The following is an 18,964-nucleotide window of genomic DNA, read 5'->3' on the forward strand; positions in this document are numbered from 1 at the left end:
CGGCACCGCGCACTGCGCGAGCCGCGGACGTCACCGGCACCCAAGCCGGACCAGGTGCGGCGCCCGGGAGCCTGACGGGAGAACCGCCCGCATGCTCGAACCGACCGAAGCCGCTTCGGAACCCATCGAGGGTTCCGCACACGACACCCCCAGCGACACCCTGCCGCCGCGCCGTCGGCGCCGCGCAGCGTCCCGCCCCGCGGGACCGCCGGTCGCCGGAGCCGAGGCCGCTGCCGTGGCCGAGACCACGGCGCCGGCCATACCGGCCGCGGAGGCCGACCAGGTCGACAAGGCCGTGGAGACCGATCAGAACGCCGAGGAGGTCGCCGCCGAGGCGCCCGCTCCTCGTACGCGCCGTCGGGCCACCCGGCGCGCGTCCGCGCCCGCCGGTGCGCCCGCGAAGGCTGCCGAGGCAGCCGTCGACGAACCGGCCGTGACCGCCGTATCCGCCCCGACTGCCGAGGAGAGCGGCGAGCAGGGCGAGAAGAGCGGCGAGGAGAGCGTGGCCGAGGCGCCCGCCGCCGTGGAGGAGGCCGCGCCTGCTCCGCGGGCCCGTCGTCGGGCCACCCGCCGGGTCTCCGCGCCCGCTGCCGAGACCGAGGCCGCGGCTCCGGCCGCCCCGGTGGAGGAGGCGCCCGCGCCCGTTGCCGAGGTCGCCGAGCCCGAGCCGGTCGTCGCCGAGGACGCCTCGTCGCGTCGTGGGCGTCGCCGGGTCGCCCGTAAGGCCGCTGTCGGGTTCTCCGCGCCCGCACCCGCCGTCGAGAACGGCGAGAACGGGCGGCGTCCCGCGCGTCCCGCCGTCGCCGTGTTCCAGGCGCCCGTCTTCACCGAGCCGATGTTCCAGACGCCCGAGCGGGCCGCCGCCGCGGCTGCCGCCGAAGCGGCCGAGGACGTCGAGGAGGTCGAGACCGAGGAAGAGACCGTCGAGGCCGCCCCGGTCGCCGAGACCGTCGTCGAGGAGCACACCCCGCGCCGTCGCCGCCGTCGTGGGCGTGCCGACGAGGAGCCCGTGGCCGCCGCGCCCGTCGAGCCGGAGGAGACGGAGAGCGTCGACGACGCCTACGAGTCCGCCGAGGACAGCGTCGACACCGACACGGACGACGACGGCGACGAGGGCCCCGGTTCGCGTCGGCGCCGCCGCCGCGGTGGCCGTCGTAGGCGCCGTGGTGAGTCCACCGACTCCGACGGCGACTCCGGGGACGACGACTACGCGGGCGGGCAGTCCGCGCGGTCCGACGAGGACGCCGCGGACACCGCCGACCAGGTCGACCAGGTCGACGAGGACGCCGAGGAGGACGAGCGCGACGAGCCGGGCGGGTCCGGTTCCGCCAGCAGCCGTCGCCGGCGCCGTCGTCGGCGTCGTGCCGGTGACTCGTCCGGCGAGAGCGAGATCGGGACCGCCGAGAGCGACCCCGAGCGCACCGTCGTCAAGGTCCGCGAGCCGCGCCCCAAGCGGGACGAGCACCCGAGCGACGAGGTCCAGTCCATCAAGGGCTCGACCCGCCTCGAAGCCAAGAAGCAGCGCCGCCGCGAAGGCCGCGAGCAGGGCCGCCGCCGCGTCCCGATCATCACCGAGGCCGAGTTCCTGGCCCGCCGTGAGGCCGTCGAACGCGTGATGGTCGTACGCCAGTACGGCGACCGCACCCAGATCGGCGTTCTCGAGGACAACGTGCTCGTCGAGCACTACGTCAACAAGGAGCAGTCGACCTCGTACGTCGGCAACGTCTACCTGGGCAAGGTCCAGAACGTGCTGCCGTCCATGGAGGCCGCGTTCATCGACATCGGCAAGGGGCGCAACGCCGTCCTGTACGCCGGTGAGGTCAACTTCGAGGCGCTGGGCATGGCCAACGGTCCGCGGCGCATCGAGAGCGCGCTGAAGTCCGGGCAGTCGGTCCTCGTGCAGGTCACGAAGGACCCGATCGGGCACAAGGGGGCCAGGCTCACCAGCCAGGTCTCGCTGCCCGGCCGCTACCTGGTCTACGTCCCCGAGGGGTCGATGACCGGCATCAGCCGCAAGCTGCCCGACACCGAGCGCGCGCGTCTGAAGACCATCCTCAAGAAGATCGTCCCCGAGGACGCGGGCGTCATCGTGCGCACCGCCGCCGAGGGCGCGAGCGAGGACGAGCTGCGCCGTGACGTCGAGCGGCTCCAGGCGCAGTGGGAGGACATCCAGAAGAAGTCGAAGGGCGGCAACGCGCCGACCCTGCTGTACGGCGAGCCGGACATGACCGTCCGCGTCGTGCGCGACATCTTCAACGAGGACTTCACCAAGGTCATCGTCAGCGGCGACGAGGCCTGGCAGACGATCCACGGGTACGTGGCCCACGTCGCCCCGGACCTGACCGACCGGCTGTCGAAGTGGACCTCCGAGGTCGACGTCTTCGCGACGTACCGCATCGACGAGCAGCTCGCCAAGGCGCTCGACCGCAAGGTGTGGCTGCCCAGCGGCGGCTCGCTGGTGATCGACAAGACCGAGGCGATGATCGTCGTCGACGTCAACACCGGCAAGTTCACCGGCCAGGGCGGCAACCTCGAAGAGACCGTCACCAGGAACAACCTGGAGGCGGCCGAGGAGATCGTGCGCCAGCTGCGGCTGCGCGACCTGGGCGGCATCGTCGTCATCGACTTCATCGACATGGTCCTGGAGTCGAACCGCGATCTGGTCCTGCGGCGCCTCCTGGAGTGCCTGGGCCGTGACCGTACGAAGCACCAGGTGGCCGAGGTCACGTCGCTGGGGCTCGTGCAGATGACCCGTAAGCGGGTCGGACAGGGCCTGCTGGAGTCGTTCTCCGAGACCTGCGTCCACTGCAACGGCCGCGGTGTCATCGTGCACATGGAGCAGCCCAGCTCCAGTGGAGGCGGCGGCAAGCGCAAGAAGCGCGGCCGTGGCGGCGCCGAGCACGAGCATGCCCACGACACCCACGAGCACGACGTGATCGTGGACACGGACGCCGACGAGGACGTCGAGGAGACGGCGGCCGAGGTCGCCGCCGAGGTCGCGGCGCCGGAGCCCTTCTTCGAGCCCGACGACGAGCTGTACAACAGTGCCGCCGAGGCGGAGGCCGCGGCCGGCCGCGGTGGCCGTTCCAGGCGGCGCGCGAGCCGTCGGGCCTCGGCTCCGGCGGGGGCGCCCCGGTCGGAGTCGCGTTCGACGGACGGGCGTCGCGCTGATGCCCGTACGGCTGAGCCGGTTGTCGCCGAGGCCGCGGTGGTTCCGGATGCGGCGCCGGTCGCGGTGCCTGAGGTCGTGGCGCACGCCGAGCCCGTGGCCGTCGAGGACCCGATCGTCGAGGCGCCCGTCGCCGAGGCGCCGGTGCAGGACGACGCGGCTCCCAAGGGGCGTACGCGTCGGCGGGCCACCCGCAAGGTGTCCGCTCCGGCCGGGTCGCCGAAGGCGGCCGACGAGGCTGTGGCGGAGACCGTGGTGACGGTCGTCGCTGAGACCGTCGTCGAGCCGGTGGCGGCTCCCGCTCCTGTCGAGGAGCCCGTGGAGGCTGTCGCGGCGACCGAGAGTGCGGCTCCGGCCCGGCCGCGGCGACGTGCCGTGCGCAAGGCCACCGCGCCCACCTCGTCCGCGGAGGCGGCCGTCGTGGTCGTCCCGGCGGCCACCGAGGCCGCTGCGGCGCCTGCCGACACGGCCGAGGCCGAGGACGCGGTCCCCGCCAAGAAGACGGCGCGCAAGACCGCCGCCAAGAAGGCGACCACGGCCAAGAAGACCGCCGCGAAGAAGACCACGGCGGTCAAGAAGACGGCTGCGAAGAAGACGACGACGGCCGCCAAGAAGGCCACGACCAAGAAGGCGGCGACGTCGAAGAAGACGGCGGCGGCCGAGGAGTCGGTGTCGGCGGGCACGGAGGGCTGATCAGCCTCCGGTTGTCCGGGCAGCAGTAGTTACGTGTGCGGTACGGCGGTCCGTCCGGGTTCACCGGGCGGGCCGTCGCCGTTCGGGTGCTTGTGGTTTGGGGGCCCGGAGCGGGGGGAATCGCGCTCAGTTTGACCCGTTCAGGCCGGGCCCGTAATCTTGAGCGTCGGCGTGTCCATAGCTTCATCCACGACGCGTCACATCCCCGTAAACCTGCATCCTCCTGAGCACCGGGCAATTTTGGTGCGGCGGGAGAGGCCGCTCGCCTCTGTCGGGCGGCTGGACTGCGGGGGTGCCGTTCCCGAGCGAGAGAGTGAGATCCGCGTGTACGCCATCGTGCGCAGCGGTGGTCGCCAGCACAAGGTTGCTGTCGGCGACATCGTTGAGGTTGACAAGATTTCCACTGCCAAGGTTGGCGACACGGTCGAGCTCTCGACCCTGCTCGTTGTCGACGGCGACGCTGTGACCAGCGACCCGTGGGTCCTGGCCGGCATCAAGGTCCAGGCCGAGATCGTGGACCACCACAAGGGCGTCAAGATCGACATCCTTCGCTACAAGAACAAGACCGGCTACCGCCGTCGTCAGGGCCACCGCCAGCAGTACACGGCGATCAAGGTCACTGAGATCCCCGCGGCTGCGAAGTAAGGGACTGAGGAGAGATGGCACACAAGAAGGGCGCATCGTCCACCCGGAACGGTCGCGACTCCAATGCTCAGCGGCTCGGCGTGAAGCGCTTCGGCGGTCAGGTCGTCAACGCCGGTGAGATCCTGGTCCGCCAGCGTGGCACCCACTTCCACCCCGGCGCGAGCGTCGGCCGTGGCAAGGACGACACGCTGTTCGCGCTGGCCGCCGGTGCCGTGGAGTTCGGTACGCACCGTGGTCGCAACGTCGTGAACATCGTTCCGGTCGCCTGAGTCGGCTGATCGGAAGCTTTCGCGAGGCGGACCTCACTTCCCTCCCGGGAAGCGGGTCCGCCTTTCGCGTGTTTCACCTGAGCAGAGGTTTCTGGCAGAGATTTCTGCCTGAAGATTTTCGTACGTAACTGGAGGCACATCCCATGACCACCTTCGTGGACCGCGTCGAGCTGCATGTCGCCGCGGGTAGCGGAGGTCACGGCTGTGCCTCCGTCCACCGTGAGAAGTTCAAGCCGCTGGGCGGGCCCGACGGCGGCAACGGCGGACACGGCGGTGACGTGATCCTCACCGTCGACCAGTCCGTGACCACGCTGCTCGACTACCACCACTCCCCGCACCGCAAGGCCACCAGCGGCAAGCCCGGCGAGGGCGGCAACCGGTCCGGCAAGGACGGGCAGGACCTGGTTCTGCCGGTGCCGGACGGGACGGTCGTGCTCGACAAGGCCGGCAATGTGCTGGCCGACCTGGTCGGGCACGGGACCTCGTACGTCGCCGCCGAGGGCGGGCGTGGTGGGCTCGGCAACGCCGCGCTCTCCTCGGCCCGGCGCAAGGCGCCCGGGTTCGCGCTGCTCGGGGTGCCCGGGGGCTTGCAGGACATCGTCCTGGAGCTGAAGACCGTCGCCGACGTGGCACTCGTGGGGTATCCGAGTGCCGGTAAGTCTTCGCTGATCTCGGTGCTCAGCGCTGCCAAGCCGAAGATCGCCGACTATCCGTTCACCACGCTTGTGCCCAACCTGGGTGTGGTGACTGCGGGTGCGACCGTTTACACCATTGCCGATGTGCCCGGGCTCATTCCCGGTGCCAGTCAGGGCAAGGGGCTCGGGCTCGAGTTCCTGCGGCATGTGGAGCGGTGCAGTGTGCTCGTGCATGTGCTGGACACGGCGACGCTGGAGTCCGAGCGTGATCCCGTCTCCGACCTCGACATGATCGAGGAGGAGCTGAAGGAGTACGGGGGGCTGTCGGACCGGCCGCGGATCGTCGTCCTGAACAAGGTCGACGTGCCCGACGGGCTGGACCTCGCCGAGATGGTGCGGCCCGAGCTGGAGGCACGTGGGTACCAGGTGTACGAGGTGTCCGCCGTCGCCCATATCGGGCTGAAGGAGCTGTCGTTCGCGCTCGCCGAGATGGTCGGGCAGGCGCGGGCCGCCAAGCCCCAGGAGGAGGCGACCCGGATCGTCATCCGGCCCAAGGCCGTCGACGACGCGGGCTTCACCGTTGTCCAGGAGGAGGACGGGCTGTTCCGGGTGCGGGGTGAGAAGCCCGAGCGCTGGGTGCGGCAGACCGACTTCAACAACGACGAGGCGGTCGGGTATCTGGCCGACCGGCTCAACCGGCTGGGTGTCGAGGAGAAGTTGATGAAGGCGGGGGCCCGGGCGGGGGATGGCGTTGCCATCGGGCCCGAGGACAACGCGGTTGTCTTCGACTGGGAGCCGACGGTCATGGCCGGGGCGGAGATGCTCGGGCGGCGTGGTGAGGATCATCGGCTTGAGGTGCCTCGGCCGGCGGCGCAGCGGCGGCGGGATCGGCAGGCTGAGCGGGACGATGTGCAGCGGGAGTTCGACGACTTCGAGCCGTTCTAGGGGGTTTGGTGGGGGTGCGGGGCGTTGTTTTTCGCCCCCGCCGCCCCTACCCGTCCCATCCCGTTCCTGGGGGCTGCGCCCCCAGACCCCCCTTTCGGCCTGAACGGCCTCGTCCTCAAACGCCGGACGGGCTGAAGTGATAGTGCCCACCCTGCCGCCGGGAGCGCCTGCGGCGTTTCTTATGATCTCCCCCTGATCTTTTCTCAGGGGTCTCCTCTTGTCTGCCCAGGTGTACTTGGTCGGTCGGGCTGTCGTGGGAGCTTCCGTAGGTCCAAGAAGCTGCCCAGGCAAGGGAGTTCGACGATGAGTGGGGTCGTTTCGCCCGGCAGACGCCGGTTTCTGACTGCTGGGGCCGCCGCCGTCGGGGCCGCCGCGTCCGGGCAGTTGCTGCTTGCGGGGACCGCTCGGGCCGCGCAGACCCCGTTGCCCAGCGGGGTGTTCAGTCTTGGGGTCGCCTCAGGGGATCCCCTGTCGGACGGTGTCGTGCTGTGGACCCGGCTCGCTCCCGATCCGCTCAATGGTGGCGGGATGCCCGATCGGGCCGTTGTCGTCGAGTGGCAGATCTCCGAGGACTCGCGGTTCCGGCGCAAGGTCAAGCGTGGGTACGCCTGGGCCCGGCCCGAGTACGGGCACAGCGTTCACGCCGATGTACGCGGGCTGAGTCCCGACCGGCACTACTGGTACCGGTTCCGGACCAGTGGGCAGCTCTCGCCGGTGGGGCGTACCCGTACCGCACCCCGGCCGCTTGTCTCCGGCAGCCATCTGCGCATCGCGCTCGCCTCCTGCCAGAACTGGCAGCACGGTTACTTCACCCCGTACGCCGACATGCGCGCCCAGGACCCCGACCTCGTCGTCTTCGTCGGCGACTACATCTACGAGTCGACGTCCGCGATCACCGGCGTACGCAAGCACGAGGGCACCGGCGAGCCGTTCAGCCTCGTCCAGTACCGCAACCGGTACGCCCAGTACCACAGCGATCCGCACCTCAAGGCGATGCACGCCGCCGCGCCCTTCGTCGTCACCTTCGACGACCACGAGGTCGACAACGACTTCGCCGGGGATGTGCCGCAGGACCCTGACAAGCAGACGCCCGAGGCGTTCGCCGCGCGGCTCACCGCCGCCTACCAGGCCTACTACGAGCACATGCCCGTCCGCGCCACCTCCGTGCCCAACGGCCCGCACATCCGTATGCACCGGCGGTTCGACTTCGGGCGGCTCGTCCGCCTCAACGTGCTCGACACCCGGCAGTTCCGCAGCGACCAGGCGACCAGTCAGGCCGGTGCCCTCGACCCGGCGATGACCATGCTCGGCGCCGCGCAGAAGCAGTGGCTGCTGAATGGCTTGCAGACCTCACAGGCGCGGTGGAATCTCATCGCCTCGCAGATCATGATGGCCGAGACCGACCTCAAGATCGGTGACGGCAAGCTCTGGTACTACGACGCCTGGGACGGCTACCAGGTCGAACGCAACGCCCTGCTTGCCGAGTTCGCGAGCATCCGCAACCCCGTCGTCCTCTCCGGCGACCGTCACCTCACCATGATCAGCGACCTCAAGCGGGACTTCGCCGACCCCGGCTCGGCCGTTGTCGGTGCCGAGTTCGTCGGTACGTCCATATCGAGTGGTGGGGACCAGGATCCCGTCGCCTTCCACAAGGAGTGGGACGCGCGTAAGGGTGACAATCCGCACTGGAAGGTCATCGACAACCATCGTGGATACCATCTTTTCGACATCCGGCGGGGCGGCATCGACGCCCAGGTGCGGATCGCGGACACCGTGACCAAGCCCACCTCCGCCTCCCGGACCCTCGCCAAACTCCGTGTCGACTCCGGGAAACCGGGGGTACGGCAGGTCTGAACCGGTCTGACCGGCGAAAGGGCACGCGGCCGACCGTAAGCAGAATCACTGAAAATAATTTCCGGTGAATGGCGGGTTGCGCACGCATATGCGCCGGGCGGCGCTCACCTTGCATTGCGGTTACCGCAGGTGGGACGATTTCAGGGTTCTCTGTTGCCCCGAGGTAGGTCGCCCGTGTCCCAGCACAATGCCAAGCCCCGCACCACCGCCGTCGTCCTCGCGGGCGGCACCGGTCAGCGGGTGGGCCTGTCGATTCCGAAGCAGTTGCTGAAGATCGCCGGGAAGGCGGTCATCGAGCACACCCTGAACACGTTCGAGCAGGCGGATTCGATCGACGACGTCATCGTGCTGATGGCCCCCGGCTATGTGGCGGACATCGAGAAGATCGTCGCCAAGGCCGGTTTCAGGAAGGTCACCCGGATCATCGAGGGCGGCGCCACCCGTAACGACACCACCGAGCGGGCCATCGGCGCGCTGGGGGAGGGGCTGGAGGAGGGCGAGGACCGCAATGTTCTCTTCCATGACGCCGTACGGCCTCTGCTGTCCCAGCGGGTCATCGACGACTGTGTGATCGCCCTGGAGCGGTTCCAGGCCGTCGACGTCGCCATTCCCTCCGCCGACACGATCATCGTCACCCGTACGCATGGTGAGGACGGTGAGTTCATCACCGAGATCCCGGACCGGTCGCGGCTTCGGCGTGGTCAGACGCCCCAGGCGTTCAAGCTGTCGACCATCCGGCGGGCCTACGAGGTCGCGGCGGGCGACCCCAACTTCCAGGCCACGGACGACTGTTCGGTCGTACTGAAGTACCTGCCCGACGTGCCGATCCATGTCGTCGCGGGCGACGAGTACAACATGAAGGTCACCCAGCCCGTCGACGTCTTCATCGCCGACAAGCTCTTCCAGCTCGCCTCCACCGCCACGCCCCAGCAGATGAGTGAAGAGGCATATCGGGAACTGCTCACCGGTAAGACGCTCGTCGTCTTCGGCGGGTCGTACGGCATCGGCAAGGACATCGCCGAACTGGCCGAGGGGTACGGCGCCACGGTGTACGCCCTGGGGCGCTCGACCACCGGGACGCATGTCGAGAACCCGGAGGAGGTCGACGACGCGCTGTCCAAGGCGTACTCCGAGACCGGGCGCATCGACCACGTCGTCAACACGGCCGGCGTACTGCGCATCGGCAAACTCGCCGAGACCGACAATGCGACCATCGAGGAAGCGCTGAAGGTCAACTACCTGGCCCCTGTGCAGATCGCCCGTTCGGCCTACAAGTACCTCGCCGAGACCAAGGGCCAGCTGCTGCTCTACACCTCCAGCAGCTACACGCGCGGCCGGGCCGAGTACAGCCTCTACTCCTCCACCAAGGCCGCGATGGTGAACCTCACCCAGGCCCTGTCGGACGAATGGGCCGGTGACGGGGTCCGCGTGAACTGCATCAACCCGGAGCGCACGGCCACCCCGATGCGGACGAAGGCCTTCGGCGAGGAGCCCGCGGGCTCGCTGCTGTCGTCCGAGGCGGTGGCCCGTACGTCGCTGGACGTGCTGCTGTCCGAGCTGACCGGGCATGTCATCGACGTCCGCCAGCAGGACCCGACGGCCCCGGCCGGCCGGGCCTCCGGCTTCGAACAGGCGCTCGCCAGCGTTCTCGACCGTCAGGACGACGGCCTAGCATGAAGCCACGTCCGTATGCCTTCAAGCCCGAGGGTGAATTTCGGCAGCAAGCGCACACGGAATCCACAAAAACCGCCGGACAGGCTCCCGGATAATCTCCAGACCGATTTCGGGTAATTTCTCAGATACAGGTTCTCCTTGATTTCCACTGCTATTCGCGTCGCCCGGGTGGGCAGCCCGGCCGAGCTGGCCGCGGCGGTCCTCATGATGCTGGGCTTCCCCTGTCTCATGGTGGCCGCGCTCGTCCCGAGCGTGCCCGCCTTCGCCGTCGCCGCCGCAGTGACCTACCTGGCGGACCACTATCTGCACCACCGGGGCAGCTATCTGATCAACCGCCTCGGCAAGGTGCGGGCGGGCGTCTCCATCCGGTTCCTGGTGCGAGAGCTGCTGGTGCTGCTGCTCCTGGCGCGCGCGGACCTCTCCCGGAGCATGATCTTCTATGCGGCGATCGCCTGCTTCATCGCCTTCTACGGCTTCCAGGCCCCGCACGGCGCCCTGACCACACTGATCCGCAACCGCCGCCGGATGCCGGTCGCCACCCGCAACGTCGACCTGGCCTCGCGCATCCCCATCCCGAACGCCCCGCCGCGCTTCCTGCTGGAACGCTCCAGCGAGAAGATGCTCCACCTCGACCTGGCCGCGGTGACCGGCATCCTGATCACCGTCGAGACCGGTTCGACGGTGTACGGCATGACCGGCGTCGGCATCACCCTCGGACTGGCGTTCCTGTACGTGGTCGCCCTCGCGCCCTTCGTCCGGGGCCGCCGGATCCCGCCGGACGCGGAGACCGTGCTGGCCGCGACGGACGCGTGGCTGCGCGAGTACCGGCCGCAGACGCTGCTGTACTTCTCCGGCTCCAAGGACTCGGCGTACCAGGTCAACATGTGGCTGGAGACGATGGAGCAGCTGGAGACCCGGCCGCTGATCGTCCTGCGGGAACGCGTCATACTACAGAACCTCGCGCCGACGACCGTTCCCGTCATCTGTGTGCCCGGCGGCATCCATCTGATGAACCTGGACCTGCGCACGGTCCGGGTCGCGCTCTACGCGGCGAACGTCGGCAAGAACATCCACCTGCTGCGCGTACCGACCATGAAGCACGTCTTCATCGGGCACGGCGACAGCGACAAGATCGCCAGCGTGAACCCGTTCAGCAAGGCCTACGACGAGGTGTGGGTCGCCGGGCGGGCCGGGCGCGACCGGTACGCCATCGCCGACGTGGGTGTCCGGGACGAGGACATCGTCGAGGTGGGGCGGCCCCAACTGGCCCCCATCGAGAGCGGTGTTCGGGGCGGCCCGTCCGGAGGGGTGCCCACGATTCTCTACGCCCCGACCTGGGAGGGCTGGGACGACGATCCCGGCAACACCTCCCTCCTGCTCGCCGGCGAGAACATCGTGCGCGCACTGGTGTCGGCCGAGCCGCCCGTCCGGGTGCTGTACAAGCCGCACCCCTTCACCGGCACCCGCAGCGAGGAGGCCAAGGCCGCCCACGAGCGGATCACCGCGCTGGTCGAGGCCGCCGCGGTCGAACGGGCATCCGACCCGCGCTTCCTGGGCGACGTCGACGAGCAGACGCGGGCCAAGGCCGACCTCGCGCGTATCGAGGCGCGGCTCGCCGAACTGGCCGGGCCCGGCGGTGAGAAGGGCGACGAGGCGGAGGCGACGCGGGACGGGGTCGTCGACCTGGAGCGGCACGAGGAGACCGCGAAGCTGCGCACCGAGTGGAACGACGCGTACTGGCGTTCGTTCGGCGCCGGGGAGCACCGGGTCATCACGGGCGCCGAGCCACGTCTCTACGACTGCTTCAACGTGTCCGACGGGATGGTCTCCGACATCTCCAGCGTGGTCTCCGACTTCATCGCGAGCGGCAAGCCGTACGCCGTGACGGACTCGGCGGAGCTGGGCGCCGAGGAGTTCAAACGGCAGAACACCGCCGTACGCGCCGCCGTGATCCTCACCAACAGTGCCGAGGAACTGGGGCAGTTGCTGGATGCCGTACGCGATCCGGCGGCCGATCCGCTGGCCGGGGAGCGCGCCGAGCTGAAGCGGTATCTGCTCGGGCCCGACGAGCCGCCGTCCATCGAGCAGTTCAACACCGCGACGGCCGACCTCGCAGTGAAGGCCGAGACCCGGAACGCGGGCCAGAAGCGGCAGGCGGCGACCGCGCGGACCTGAGAATCCGTCGGGAGGGGCCCGTCCTGAGGATCGTTCCTCGGGACGGGCCCCTTCCGTTTCAGTCCTCGGGTGTGCCGCTGATGCCCTTGCAGGCGTTCGTGCTGTCGGCGGTGCCCGGGACCGCCGCTGCCTTGGTCGCGTCGAAGACGGTGACGTAGGCGTCGTGGTCGGCGTTGCTGTCGACCTTCAGGAGCGCCTCGTCGTTCTTGGTGAGGGCCGGGCCTGAGTAGTTGTGGCTGCCGGTCCACAGGACCTTCTGGCTCGCCGTGCCGTCGTACTTGCCCTCGATCAGCAGGTACTTGGAGTGGATGATGCGCGAGGCGGTGTTCGAGTTGCCGTCGTCGTCCCAGTTGTAGCAGCGCAGGGCCGGGCCGCCGGACGCGTGCAGGGTCTCCCAGGTGCCGCTCGAACTGCCGCTGTCCGTCTGCGAGTAGACGATGTCGACCTCGCAGCCCGCCTTTTGCAGCGCGACCAGCTTCTGCGCCACGGCCAGCCGCGTGAGCTTGAACATGCCGACCCGCACCTTGGTGTGCTTCGTCGTGCCGCTCTCGGTGTAGGTGCAGGCGACGTTGTCGAGGACGGCGGTGACGGTGTCGCCCGGGGCGGGGTCGTTCGCGGGGCGCGGGAAGAAGTACACCTTGTACGGGCTGCTGGTGGTGGAGGTGTACCGCCAGTTCGCCCAGTCCTGCCCGGCCAGCTCGGCGAAGTAGTCGCTGTACGCGGTGTAGATCGCCGTGTTGCCCGGCAGGACGTACGCGTCGTTCCAGAAGCGGCTGTAGCTGGACGGCGTCATGTTCGACGAGGTCTGCACGACGACGTTCGAGGCGCCGTCTACCTGCGAGAACAGCCAGAACTTGTTGTGGTTGATGGAGGCGCCCAGGGCGGGCTGCCCCAGGCAGGACCTGTTCACCGGGCACAGGCCGACGAACGAGTCCTGGGCGAGGTCCGTGCCGAGGGCGGCGGCCAGGACGGGATACGAGGGATCGTCGTCGTTGTCGCTGACGTCGCTCTCGTCCAGCATCAGCTGTACGTCGACGCCCCGGGCGCGGGCGTCCGCGAGGGCCTGGGCGAGGCCCTCGTCCCAGAGGTGGTAGACGGAGGCCTTGATCGACGACCCCGACTCCGACTGGCCGATGTAATCGAGGAGCAGGGTGCGGATGGCCCGCTGTTCGGCGACGGTTCCGGTCGGGTCGTTGAAGACCGGGCCCGCGGTGACGGCGGCGGACGCGTCGTCGGCGAGGCCGAGTTGGAGCCCGGCGGTGAGCGAGAGCGCGGCCAGGACCGCGGCGAGTCGGCCGGATCTGCCGGTGGACGCGCGAGGCGCGAGATTCATGGGTCCCCCTGACAAGAGTGCGGATCAGTTCGGGCGTGCTCGGAATCCGCGAACTGACGCTTGCCGAGGGGATGTTGCCAGAGGGAGCGGTGGGGCCGGGCGTCGGGTGGTCATGAGATTCGGGTGGGCGTGAGATCCCCCGTCCGCCCACTGGACCGATGCACACCCCCAGGGGGTGTTCGCGTAAATTGCCCGGCAGTACAGCCGGACGACCCGAGGGGACAGACCGCAGGTGGCAGGGGCAAGGCAGGCCGTCGCAGAGGCCCACAGGATTGTCGTCAAAGTGGGTTCCTCGTCGCTGACCACGGCGGCGGGCGGCCTCGACGCCGACCGGGTCGACGCGCTCGTCGACGTCCTCGCCAAGAGCCGCAGCGGCGGCGAGAAGGAGATCGTCCTCGTCTCCTCAGGCGCCATCGCCGCAGGCCTCGCCCCCCTCGGCCTGCGCCGCCGCCCCAAGGACCTGGCCCGCCAGCAGGCCGCCGCCAGTGTCGGCCAGGGCCTTCTCGTCGCCCGCTACACCGCCTCCTGCGCCCGCCACGGCATCCGCGTCGGTCAGGTGCTCCTCACCTCCGACGACACCAGCCGGCGCGCCCACCACCGCAACGCCTCCCGCACCCTCGACAAGCTCCTCGCGATGGGCGCCCTCCCGGTCGTCAACGAGAACGACACCGTCGCCACGGACGAGATCCGCTTCGGCGACAACGACCGCCTCGCCGCCCTCGTCGCCCACCTCGTGCGCGCCGACCTCCTCGTCCTGCTGTCCGACATCGACGGCGTGTACGACGGCGACCCCAGCAGGCCCGGTACGTCCCGGATCGCCGAGGTGCGCGGTCCTGCCGACCTCGCGCAGGTCGACATCGGCAGCGCGGGCAAGGCCGGAGTCGGCACCGGCGGCATGGTCACCAAGGTCGAGGCCGCCCGGATCGCCGCCGCCGCCGGTATCCCCGTCGTCCTGACCAGCGCGATCCACGCCGCCGACGCCCTCGCGGGCCGGGACACCGGCACCTACTTCCACCCCACCGGCAGGCGCTCCGCCGACCGTCTGCTCTGGCTCCAGCACGCCTCCACCCCGCAGGGCTCGCTCACCCTCGACGACGGCGCCGTGCGCGCGGTCGTCCAGGGCCGCAAGTCGCTGCTGCCGGCCGGGATCGCCGGCGTCGAGGGCGAGTTCGTCGCGGGCGACCCGGTCGAACTGCGCGACAGCGCGGGCCTCGCCGTCGCACGCGGGCTCGTCAATTTCGACGCCAAGGAGATCCCCCAGCTGATCGGCCGCTCGACCCGCGAACTGGCCCGCGAACTGGGCCCCGCGTACGAGCGCGAGGTCGTCCACCGGGACGACCTCGTCGTCCTGAACCCGTAGCCGTCCGCAACGGGATTCCCCGGACTCTGCAAAACCTCTCTTTACTCCCGTCCCGCAAAGGCCGAAAACAGGGGGAACGCCCCGCAAATCCGCCCGCCGTGAGGTGGACGTTCCGCAAAAGCGCCCCATGAAGCGTGCGCACCTGCTTCTCTCTGTTTCAGGGAGATTCCGCACGACCATCGGGTAAAGGAGGCCGTCGTGAGACGAGTGCGCCCTGGGGCGGCGGCGTCCCGCGGTGGAACCGCCTCCCGCAAGGTGGGCGAGGAGCGCGCCCTGACCAGCGTCGTGGCCGGCGCCCGCTACGAGGAGGCGTACGAGGAGCCGAAGGACGTGCCCCGGCTGTGGCATGTCACGCTCAGCGTCTCCGGCGCCGAGGCCCCCCTCAAGGAGGTCAGGCGAGGCCTGGAACAGCTCGCCCACGACCATCCCTTTCTGCTGACCAGCCGCTACGCCAACGACCACGCGGAGATCCGCTACTGGGAGGAGGCCCGCGACCTGCACGACGCCGCGGCCGTCGCCCTGCGGCTGTGGGGCGAGCACCGCCAGACCGCGCAGCTGCCGCCCTGGGAGATCGTCGGCCTGGAGGTCATCGACCGCGAGACCTACCACCACCGCATCGCCGAGGGCTACGGCCCGCTCCCGGCGACCCCGGTGGGCGTCCACCCCTTCTGACCTTCCGACCTCTACGGAAGGCCTTTACAGAGGCACCCCTTTTGCGGGGTCTGAGCGGCTTGTCTCGGGGTTTGGGATAGCCGGTGGACGGTTCCGCCCGGCGCACTACGCTTCCCCCATGACCACGCTTTCGCCGTACGACTCGATGTCCCCGGTCACCCAGGCCGCCTACCGCGCCAAGGCAGCCGCCGCCGACCTCGCGCCCCTCCCGCGGGCCGAGAAGGACGACGCGCTGCTCGCCATCGCGGACGCGCTGGAGGTCCGTACGAGCGAAATCGTCGAGGCCAACGCCAAGGACATCGCCCGCGCGCGAGAGGCCGGCACCAGCGAGACGGTCATCGACCGGCTGACGCTCACCCCCGAGCGGGTGCGCGCGATCGCCTCCGACGTACGGGACGTGGTGGCGCTGCCCGACCCGGTCGGCGAGGTCGTCCGCGGCTCGACCCTTCCCAACGGCATCGACCTGCGCCAGGTCCGCGTCCCGCTGGGCGTCGTCGGCATCATCTACGAGGCCCGCCCGAACGTGACGGTCGACGCCGCCGCCCTCTGCCTGAAGTCCGGCAACGCGGTCCTGCTGCGCGGCTCGTCCTCGGCGTACGAGTCGAACACCGCGCTCGTACGAGTGCTGCGCGACGCCGTCGGCGGCGCCGGGCTGCCCGCCGACGCCGTCCAGCTCGTGCCCGGCGAGGGCCGCGAGTCCGTACGGGAGCTGATGCGCGCGCGTGGTCTGGTCGACGTCCTGATCCCGCGCGGCGGTGCCTCCCTCATCCAGACCGTCGTCACCGAGTCCACGGTCCCCGTGATCGAGACCGGCGTCGGCAACTGCCACGTCTACGTCGACGCCCAGGCCGACCTCGACATGGCCGTCGACATCCTGATCAACTCCAAGGCCCAGCGGCCCAGCGTCTGCAACGCCGCCGAGACCCTCCTGGTCCACCAGGACATCGCCGCCGAGTTCCTGCCGCTCGCCCTGGACGCCCTCGCCGAGGCCGGGGTGACCGTGCACGCCGACGCGCGGGTGCAGGCGTACGCGAAGGACTCCAAGGCGACCGTCGTCGAGGCCACGCTGGAGGACTGGGACACCGAGTACCTGTCCTACGACATCGCCGCCGCCGTGGTCGACTCCCTCGACAAGGCCGTCGAGCACATCCGGCTGTGGACCTCCGGTCACACGGAGGCCATTGTGACGACCTCGCAGCAGGCCGCCCGCCGCTTCACCCAGCTGGTCGACTCGACCACGGTCGCCGTCAACGCCTCCACGCGGTTCACCGACGGCGGTCAGTTCGGTTTCGGCGCCGAGATCGGCATCTCTACCCAGAAACTGCACGCACGCGGCCCGATGGGCCTGCCCGAGCTGACGAGCACGAAGTACATCGTCACGGGCGACGGGCACATCCGCCGCTGAATCCGCTGCTGAGGGGCGTGATCGAGGGTCCGTGCGCCGGGCGCCCGGCGCACGACCGGCGCGGGGACCCGGCGGATCGCAGTGCCCCGGGGCGGTCGGCCGCGAATGCTGCATCTTTCCGGGGGGCGACCCCCGGACCCCCGGCAGAAATGCAGGTCGGCAGGTGTGACCGGCGCGAACACCCCGAGGCAGGCCTGAGCGATCGCGACTCCGCGCGCCGGGCGGCGCATGAAACGCATCTCATCCAGTAGCTGAATTTCCCGACCGTCTGCCCAAAATGACACCCCCGGTCTACTCTGGATCCGTGCCGGAGGACGTGGGGGGCACGCCGTTCTTCCCTGACGGCTGGGAGCCCGAAGACGACCGCGACCGCGGGGTGTCGGACGAAGAGTTCGCCTCCGTGGTCTTTGACGAGGCCTTCGTACAGGCGGCCGTGGTGCACGAGCCGACCGCCGTCGAGCGCCTCCTGGCCGCCGCGCAGGCGAGAGCGGAGGCCTCCGAGGCCGAGGCCCGCCGGGCGCACACCAGAGGCCCCAGAGGGGACGACGAGCGCTACGAGGACGGCTTCGGCCCGGACGACCCCGCCTATTTCGGCCACGACCCGGATCTCGACGACCTGGACGACGCCGAGATCCTGGAGGGCCGCTACGGCGCTCCGGGCACTCACGGCAAGCAGGTCTCCCGCTGGCACCGTCCCGTCGCCTGGATGCTCGCCCTCGTGATGGGGATCGGCATGGTCGCGCTGGCCTTCACAGCGGTCTACCGGGGCGCGTCGTCCGGCCGCCAGGAGCAGGTGCCGCCACCCGCCTCCACCGGCCTGGAGCAGGGCAGCGCGACGACTCCTTCGGCCTCCGCCGACTACTCCCAGCCGGCTGTCTCGGCGATCCCGCGCACTCCTTGACCCAAACCTGTCCGCGCCCTGTTTCTTCCTGGTGAGAACCTGTCAGAACTTGTCGTGCGGGAGGGCGTTTACCGGGGCTTCCCGCGACCTACTCTGAATGTATGGGCGGACCAGGAGACCCACCTGAGGGGACACCCGAGGCCACCCCTGGTGGCGGCGAGGACGAGTACCGATCCGTCGTCTTCGACGAGTCGTTCGTCCGTGCTGCCCGGCTCCAGGAGTTCTCCGCGCAGGAGCGCCTGGACGACCACGCACCGGCCGTACGCCGCCGTCAGCCCCTGCACCGGGGGCTGTCCCGGCAGGCGCTGATCCTCGTCGTGCTGATCGCCGTCGCCTTCGGCACCGCCATCTACATGGGCATACGCAACCCGTACGAGAGTCCGGTCGCCGAGTTGTCTCCGGAGCCGCTGCGGATGACCGTCATCCCGCTGGCGCCGCAGGGCGCCGTGCCCGGTGCGGTCGACCCCGAACAACTGTTCGCACGCAGTCCGGCGGCCCAGTTCGGCATAGGCGCCGAGGGCATCGCGCTGCCCGCCACCAAGAGCACCGCGCACTTCTCCGACAGCCAGGTCGTCAGCGCCCTGACCACCGCCAAGGACTACATAGTCGAGTCCTCGCTCTACCCGGAGGTGCTCACCGGCGGCGAGGTCCGTGCCGTGCGGGTGCTGCTCGATCCCGACCAGCTCGACCAGTTCGACCAGAGCTTCGACAGCCCGGTCGCCGACGGCAGGCACGCGCCCACCGGCTGGCTGGTCCGCTTCGACCCCTCCCGCGCCCAGCTCGCCGACGACAAGATCCGCGTCCGGGGCACCCTGCGGGCCGCCGAGGCCGACTCGGCGACCCTGGAGGTCGTCGCCGACCACACCTTCGTGTACGCGCTGCGGCCGACCGGCGCGGACGGCAAGGCGAAGGCGTCTCTGTTCACCGTTCGGCGCGAGCTGCACTTCAGCTTCGACCGGGACGATCTGCGGATGCACCAGGCCCGGCTGGTCGTCTCGTACGTCCAGGCCGGGCCCCTGTCCTGTGCGGAGGACTCCGCGAACCACTTCCGCCCGCTGCTGGCCGGCCAGACCGCCAAGGAAGGTGGCCCCGCCGGTACGGATCCGTTCGCCACGGATGGGGCTACGGCGCTGTGCGGGTCGTTGGCGGTGGGGGCGCAGCCGAAGGTGTGAGGGTGTCTGGGGTGGCTCGTCGGGCGCGGGCCCGGTGGGGGCTGGTCGCGCAGTTCCCCGCG

Annotated in this window: 13 protein-coding genes; 12 read left to right on the forward strand and 1 reads right to left on the reverse strand. The window is 70.0% G+C overall.

Features of this window, described 5'->3' with window-relative positions; genetic code table 11:
* Positions 1 to 91: 91 nt before the first annotated feature.
* The 7 genes from OG787_RS33265 to OG787_RS33295 all read left to right on the forward strand — a co-directional run bounded on the left by OG787_RS33265 (position 92) and on the right by OG787_RS33295 (position 12,059).
* On the forward strand, positions 92 to 3,862 hold the full coding sequence (locus OG787_RS33265) for an Rne/Rng family ribonuclease (protein WP_405537680.1): 3,771 nt from the start codon (positions 92 to 94) through the stop codon (positions 3,860 to 3,862).
* A gap of 324 nt (positions 3,863 to 4,186) precedes the next feature.
* Positions 4,187 to 4,507: a 50S ribosomal protein L21 gene (gene rplU, locus OG787_RS33270; protein ID WP_006374708.1), complete on the forward strand. Its 321-nt coding sequence runs from the start codon at positions 4,187 to 4,189 to the stop codon at positions 4,505 to 4,507.
* Between the two features lie 14 nt (positions 4,508 to 4,521).
* The gene (gene rpmA, locus OG787_RS33275) at positions 4,522 to 4,776 is read left to right on the forward strand and encodes a 50S ribosomal protein L27 (RefSeq protein ID WP_105974470.1); all 255 of its coding nucleotides are present in this window, start codon (positions 4,522 to 4,524) and stop codon (positions 4,774 to 4,776) included.
* 143 nt (positions 4,777 to 4,919) lie between these two features.
* The gene (gene obgE, locus OG787_RS33280) at positions 4,920 to 6,356 is read left to right on the forward strand and encodes a GTPase ObgE (protein WP_235479148.1); all 1,437 of its coding nucleotides are present in this window, start codon (positions 4,920 to 4,922) and stop codon (positions 6,354 to 6,356) included.
* Between the two features lie 303 nt (positions 6,357 to 6,659).
* Positions 6,660 to 8,210 (forward strand): alkaline phosphatase, encoded by a 1,551-nt coding sequence (locus OG787_RS33285; protein ID WP_369035927.1) that lies wholly within the window; start codon positions 6,660 to 6,662, stop codon positions 8,208 to 8,210.
* Positions 8,211 to 8,384: 174 nt separating this feature from the next.
* Positions 8,385 to 9,887 carry an SDR family NAD(P)-dependent oxidoreductase gene (locus OG787_RS33290; protein ID WP_405537683.1) on the forward strand — a complete coding sequence of 501 codons (1,503 nt, stop codon included), beginning with the start codon at positions 8,385 to 8,387 and terminating at the stop codon, positions 9,885 to 9,887.
* Positions 9,888 to 10,022: 135 nt separating this feature from the next.
* Positions 10,023 to 12,059 (forward strand): hypothetical protein, encoded by a 2,037-nt coding sequence (locus OG787_RS33295; RefSeq protein ID WP_369035929.1) that lies wholly within the window; start codon positions 10,023 to 10,025, stop codon positions 12,057 to 12,059.
* A 58-nt stretch (positions 12,060 to 12,117) separates the two neighbouring features.
* Here OG787_RS33295 and OG787_RS33300 read toward each other — a convergent pair whose 3' ends face one another.
* Positions 12,118 to 13,392: a phospholipase D-like domain-containing protein gene (locus tag OG787_RS33300; protein ID WP_405537685.1), complete on the reverse strand. Its 1,275-nt coding sequence runs from the start codon at positions 13,390 to 13,392 to the stop codon at positions 12,118 to 12,120.
* Positions 13,393 to 13,624: 232 nt separating this feature from the next.
* On the opposite strand from OG787_RS33300, the gene proB reads away from it, so the two are divergent.
* From proB to OG787_RS33325, 5 genes are all read left to right on the forward strand, one after another.
* Positions 13,625 to 14,752, forward strand: a complete 1,128-nt coding sequence (proB, locus tag OG787_RS33305; RefSeq protein WP_369035931.1) for a glutamate 5-kinase — start codon at positions 13,625 to 13,627, stop codon at positions 14,750 to 14,752.
* A 207-nt stretch (positions 14,753 to 14,959) separates the two neighbouring features.
* Entirely contained in the window at positions 14,960 to 15,424 is a 465-nt protein-coding gene (locus OG787_RS33310; protein ID WP_105974476.1) for a hypothetical protein, read from the forward strand.
* Between the two features lie 118 nt (positions 15,425 to 15,542).
* Positions 15,543 to 16,829 (forward strand): glutamate-5-semialdehyde dehydrogenase, encoded by a 1,287-nt coding sequence (locus OG787_RS33315; protein ID WP_369035932.1) that lies wholly within the window; start codon positions 15,543 to 15,545, stop codon positions 16,827 to 16,829.
* Positions 16,830 to 17,106: 277 nt separating this feature from the next.
* A complete protein-coding gene (locus OG787_RS33320) occupies positions 17,107 to 17,730 on the forward strand; it encodes a hypothetical protein (protein WP_369035933.1) in 624 nt (207 codons plus the stop codon).
* Between the two features lie 101 nt (positions 17,731 to 17,831).
* Entirely contained in the window at positions 17,832 to 18,902 is a 1,071-nt protein-coding gene (locus OG787_RS33325; protein WP_405537686.1) for a hypothetical protein, read from the forward strand.
* Positions 18,903 to 18,964: the final 62 nt, after the last annotated feature.

Origin of the sequence: Streptomyces sp. NBC_00075 (genome assembly GCF_045041225.1) — a bacterium.
In the GTDB taxonomy this organism is placed as follows: domain Bacteria; phylum Actinomycetota; class Actinomycetes; order Streptomycetales; family Streptomycetaceae; genus Streptomyces; species Streptomyces adonidis.

Excerpts from the sequence above, each read along its gene's own strand:
- OG787_RS33265 (WP_405537680.1), top strand. The coding sequence starts at position 92 with ATGCTCGAACCGACCGAAGCCGCTTCGGAACCCATCGAGGGTTCCGCA.
- rpmA (WP_105974470.1), top strand. The coding sequence starts at position 4,522 with ATGGCACACAAGAAGGGCGCATCGTCCACCCGGAACGGTCGCGACTCC.
- obgE (WP_235479148.1), top strand. The coding sequence starts at position 4,920 with ATGACCACCTTCGTGGACCGCGTCGAGCTGCATGTCGCCGCGGGTAGC.
- OG787_RS33285 (WP_369035927.1), top strand. The coding sequence starts at position 6,660 with ATGAGTGGGGTCGTTTCGCCCGGCAGACGCCGGTTTCTGACTGCTGGG.
- OG787_RS33300 (WP_405537685.1), bottom strand. The coding sequence starts at position 13,392 with ATGAATCTCGCGCCTCGCGCGTCCACCGGCAGATCCGGCCGACTCGCC.
- OG787_RS33315 (WP_369035932.1), top strand. The coding sequence starts at position 15,543 with ATGACCACGCTTTCGCCGTACGACTCGATGTCCCCGGTCACCCAGGCC.
- OG787_RS33320 (WP_369035933.1), top strand. The coding sequence starts at position 17,107 with ATGACACCCCCGGTCTACTCTGGATCCGTGCCGGAGGACGTGGGGGGC.
- OG787_RS33325 (WP_405537686.1), top strand. The coding sequence starts at position 17,832 with ATGGGCGGACCAGGAGACCCACCTGAGGGGACACCCGAGGCCACCCCT.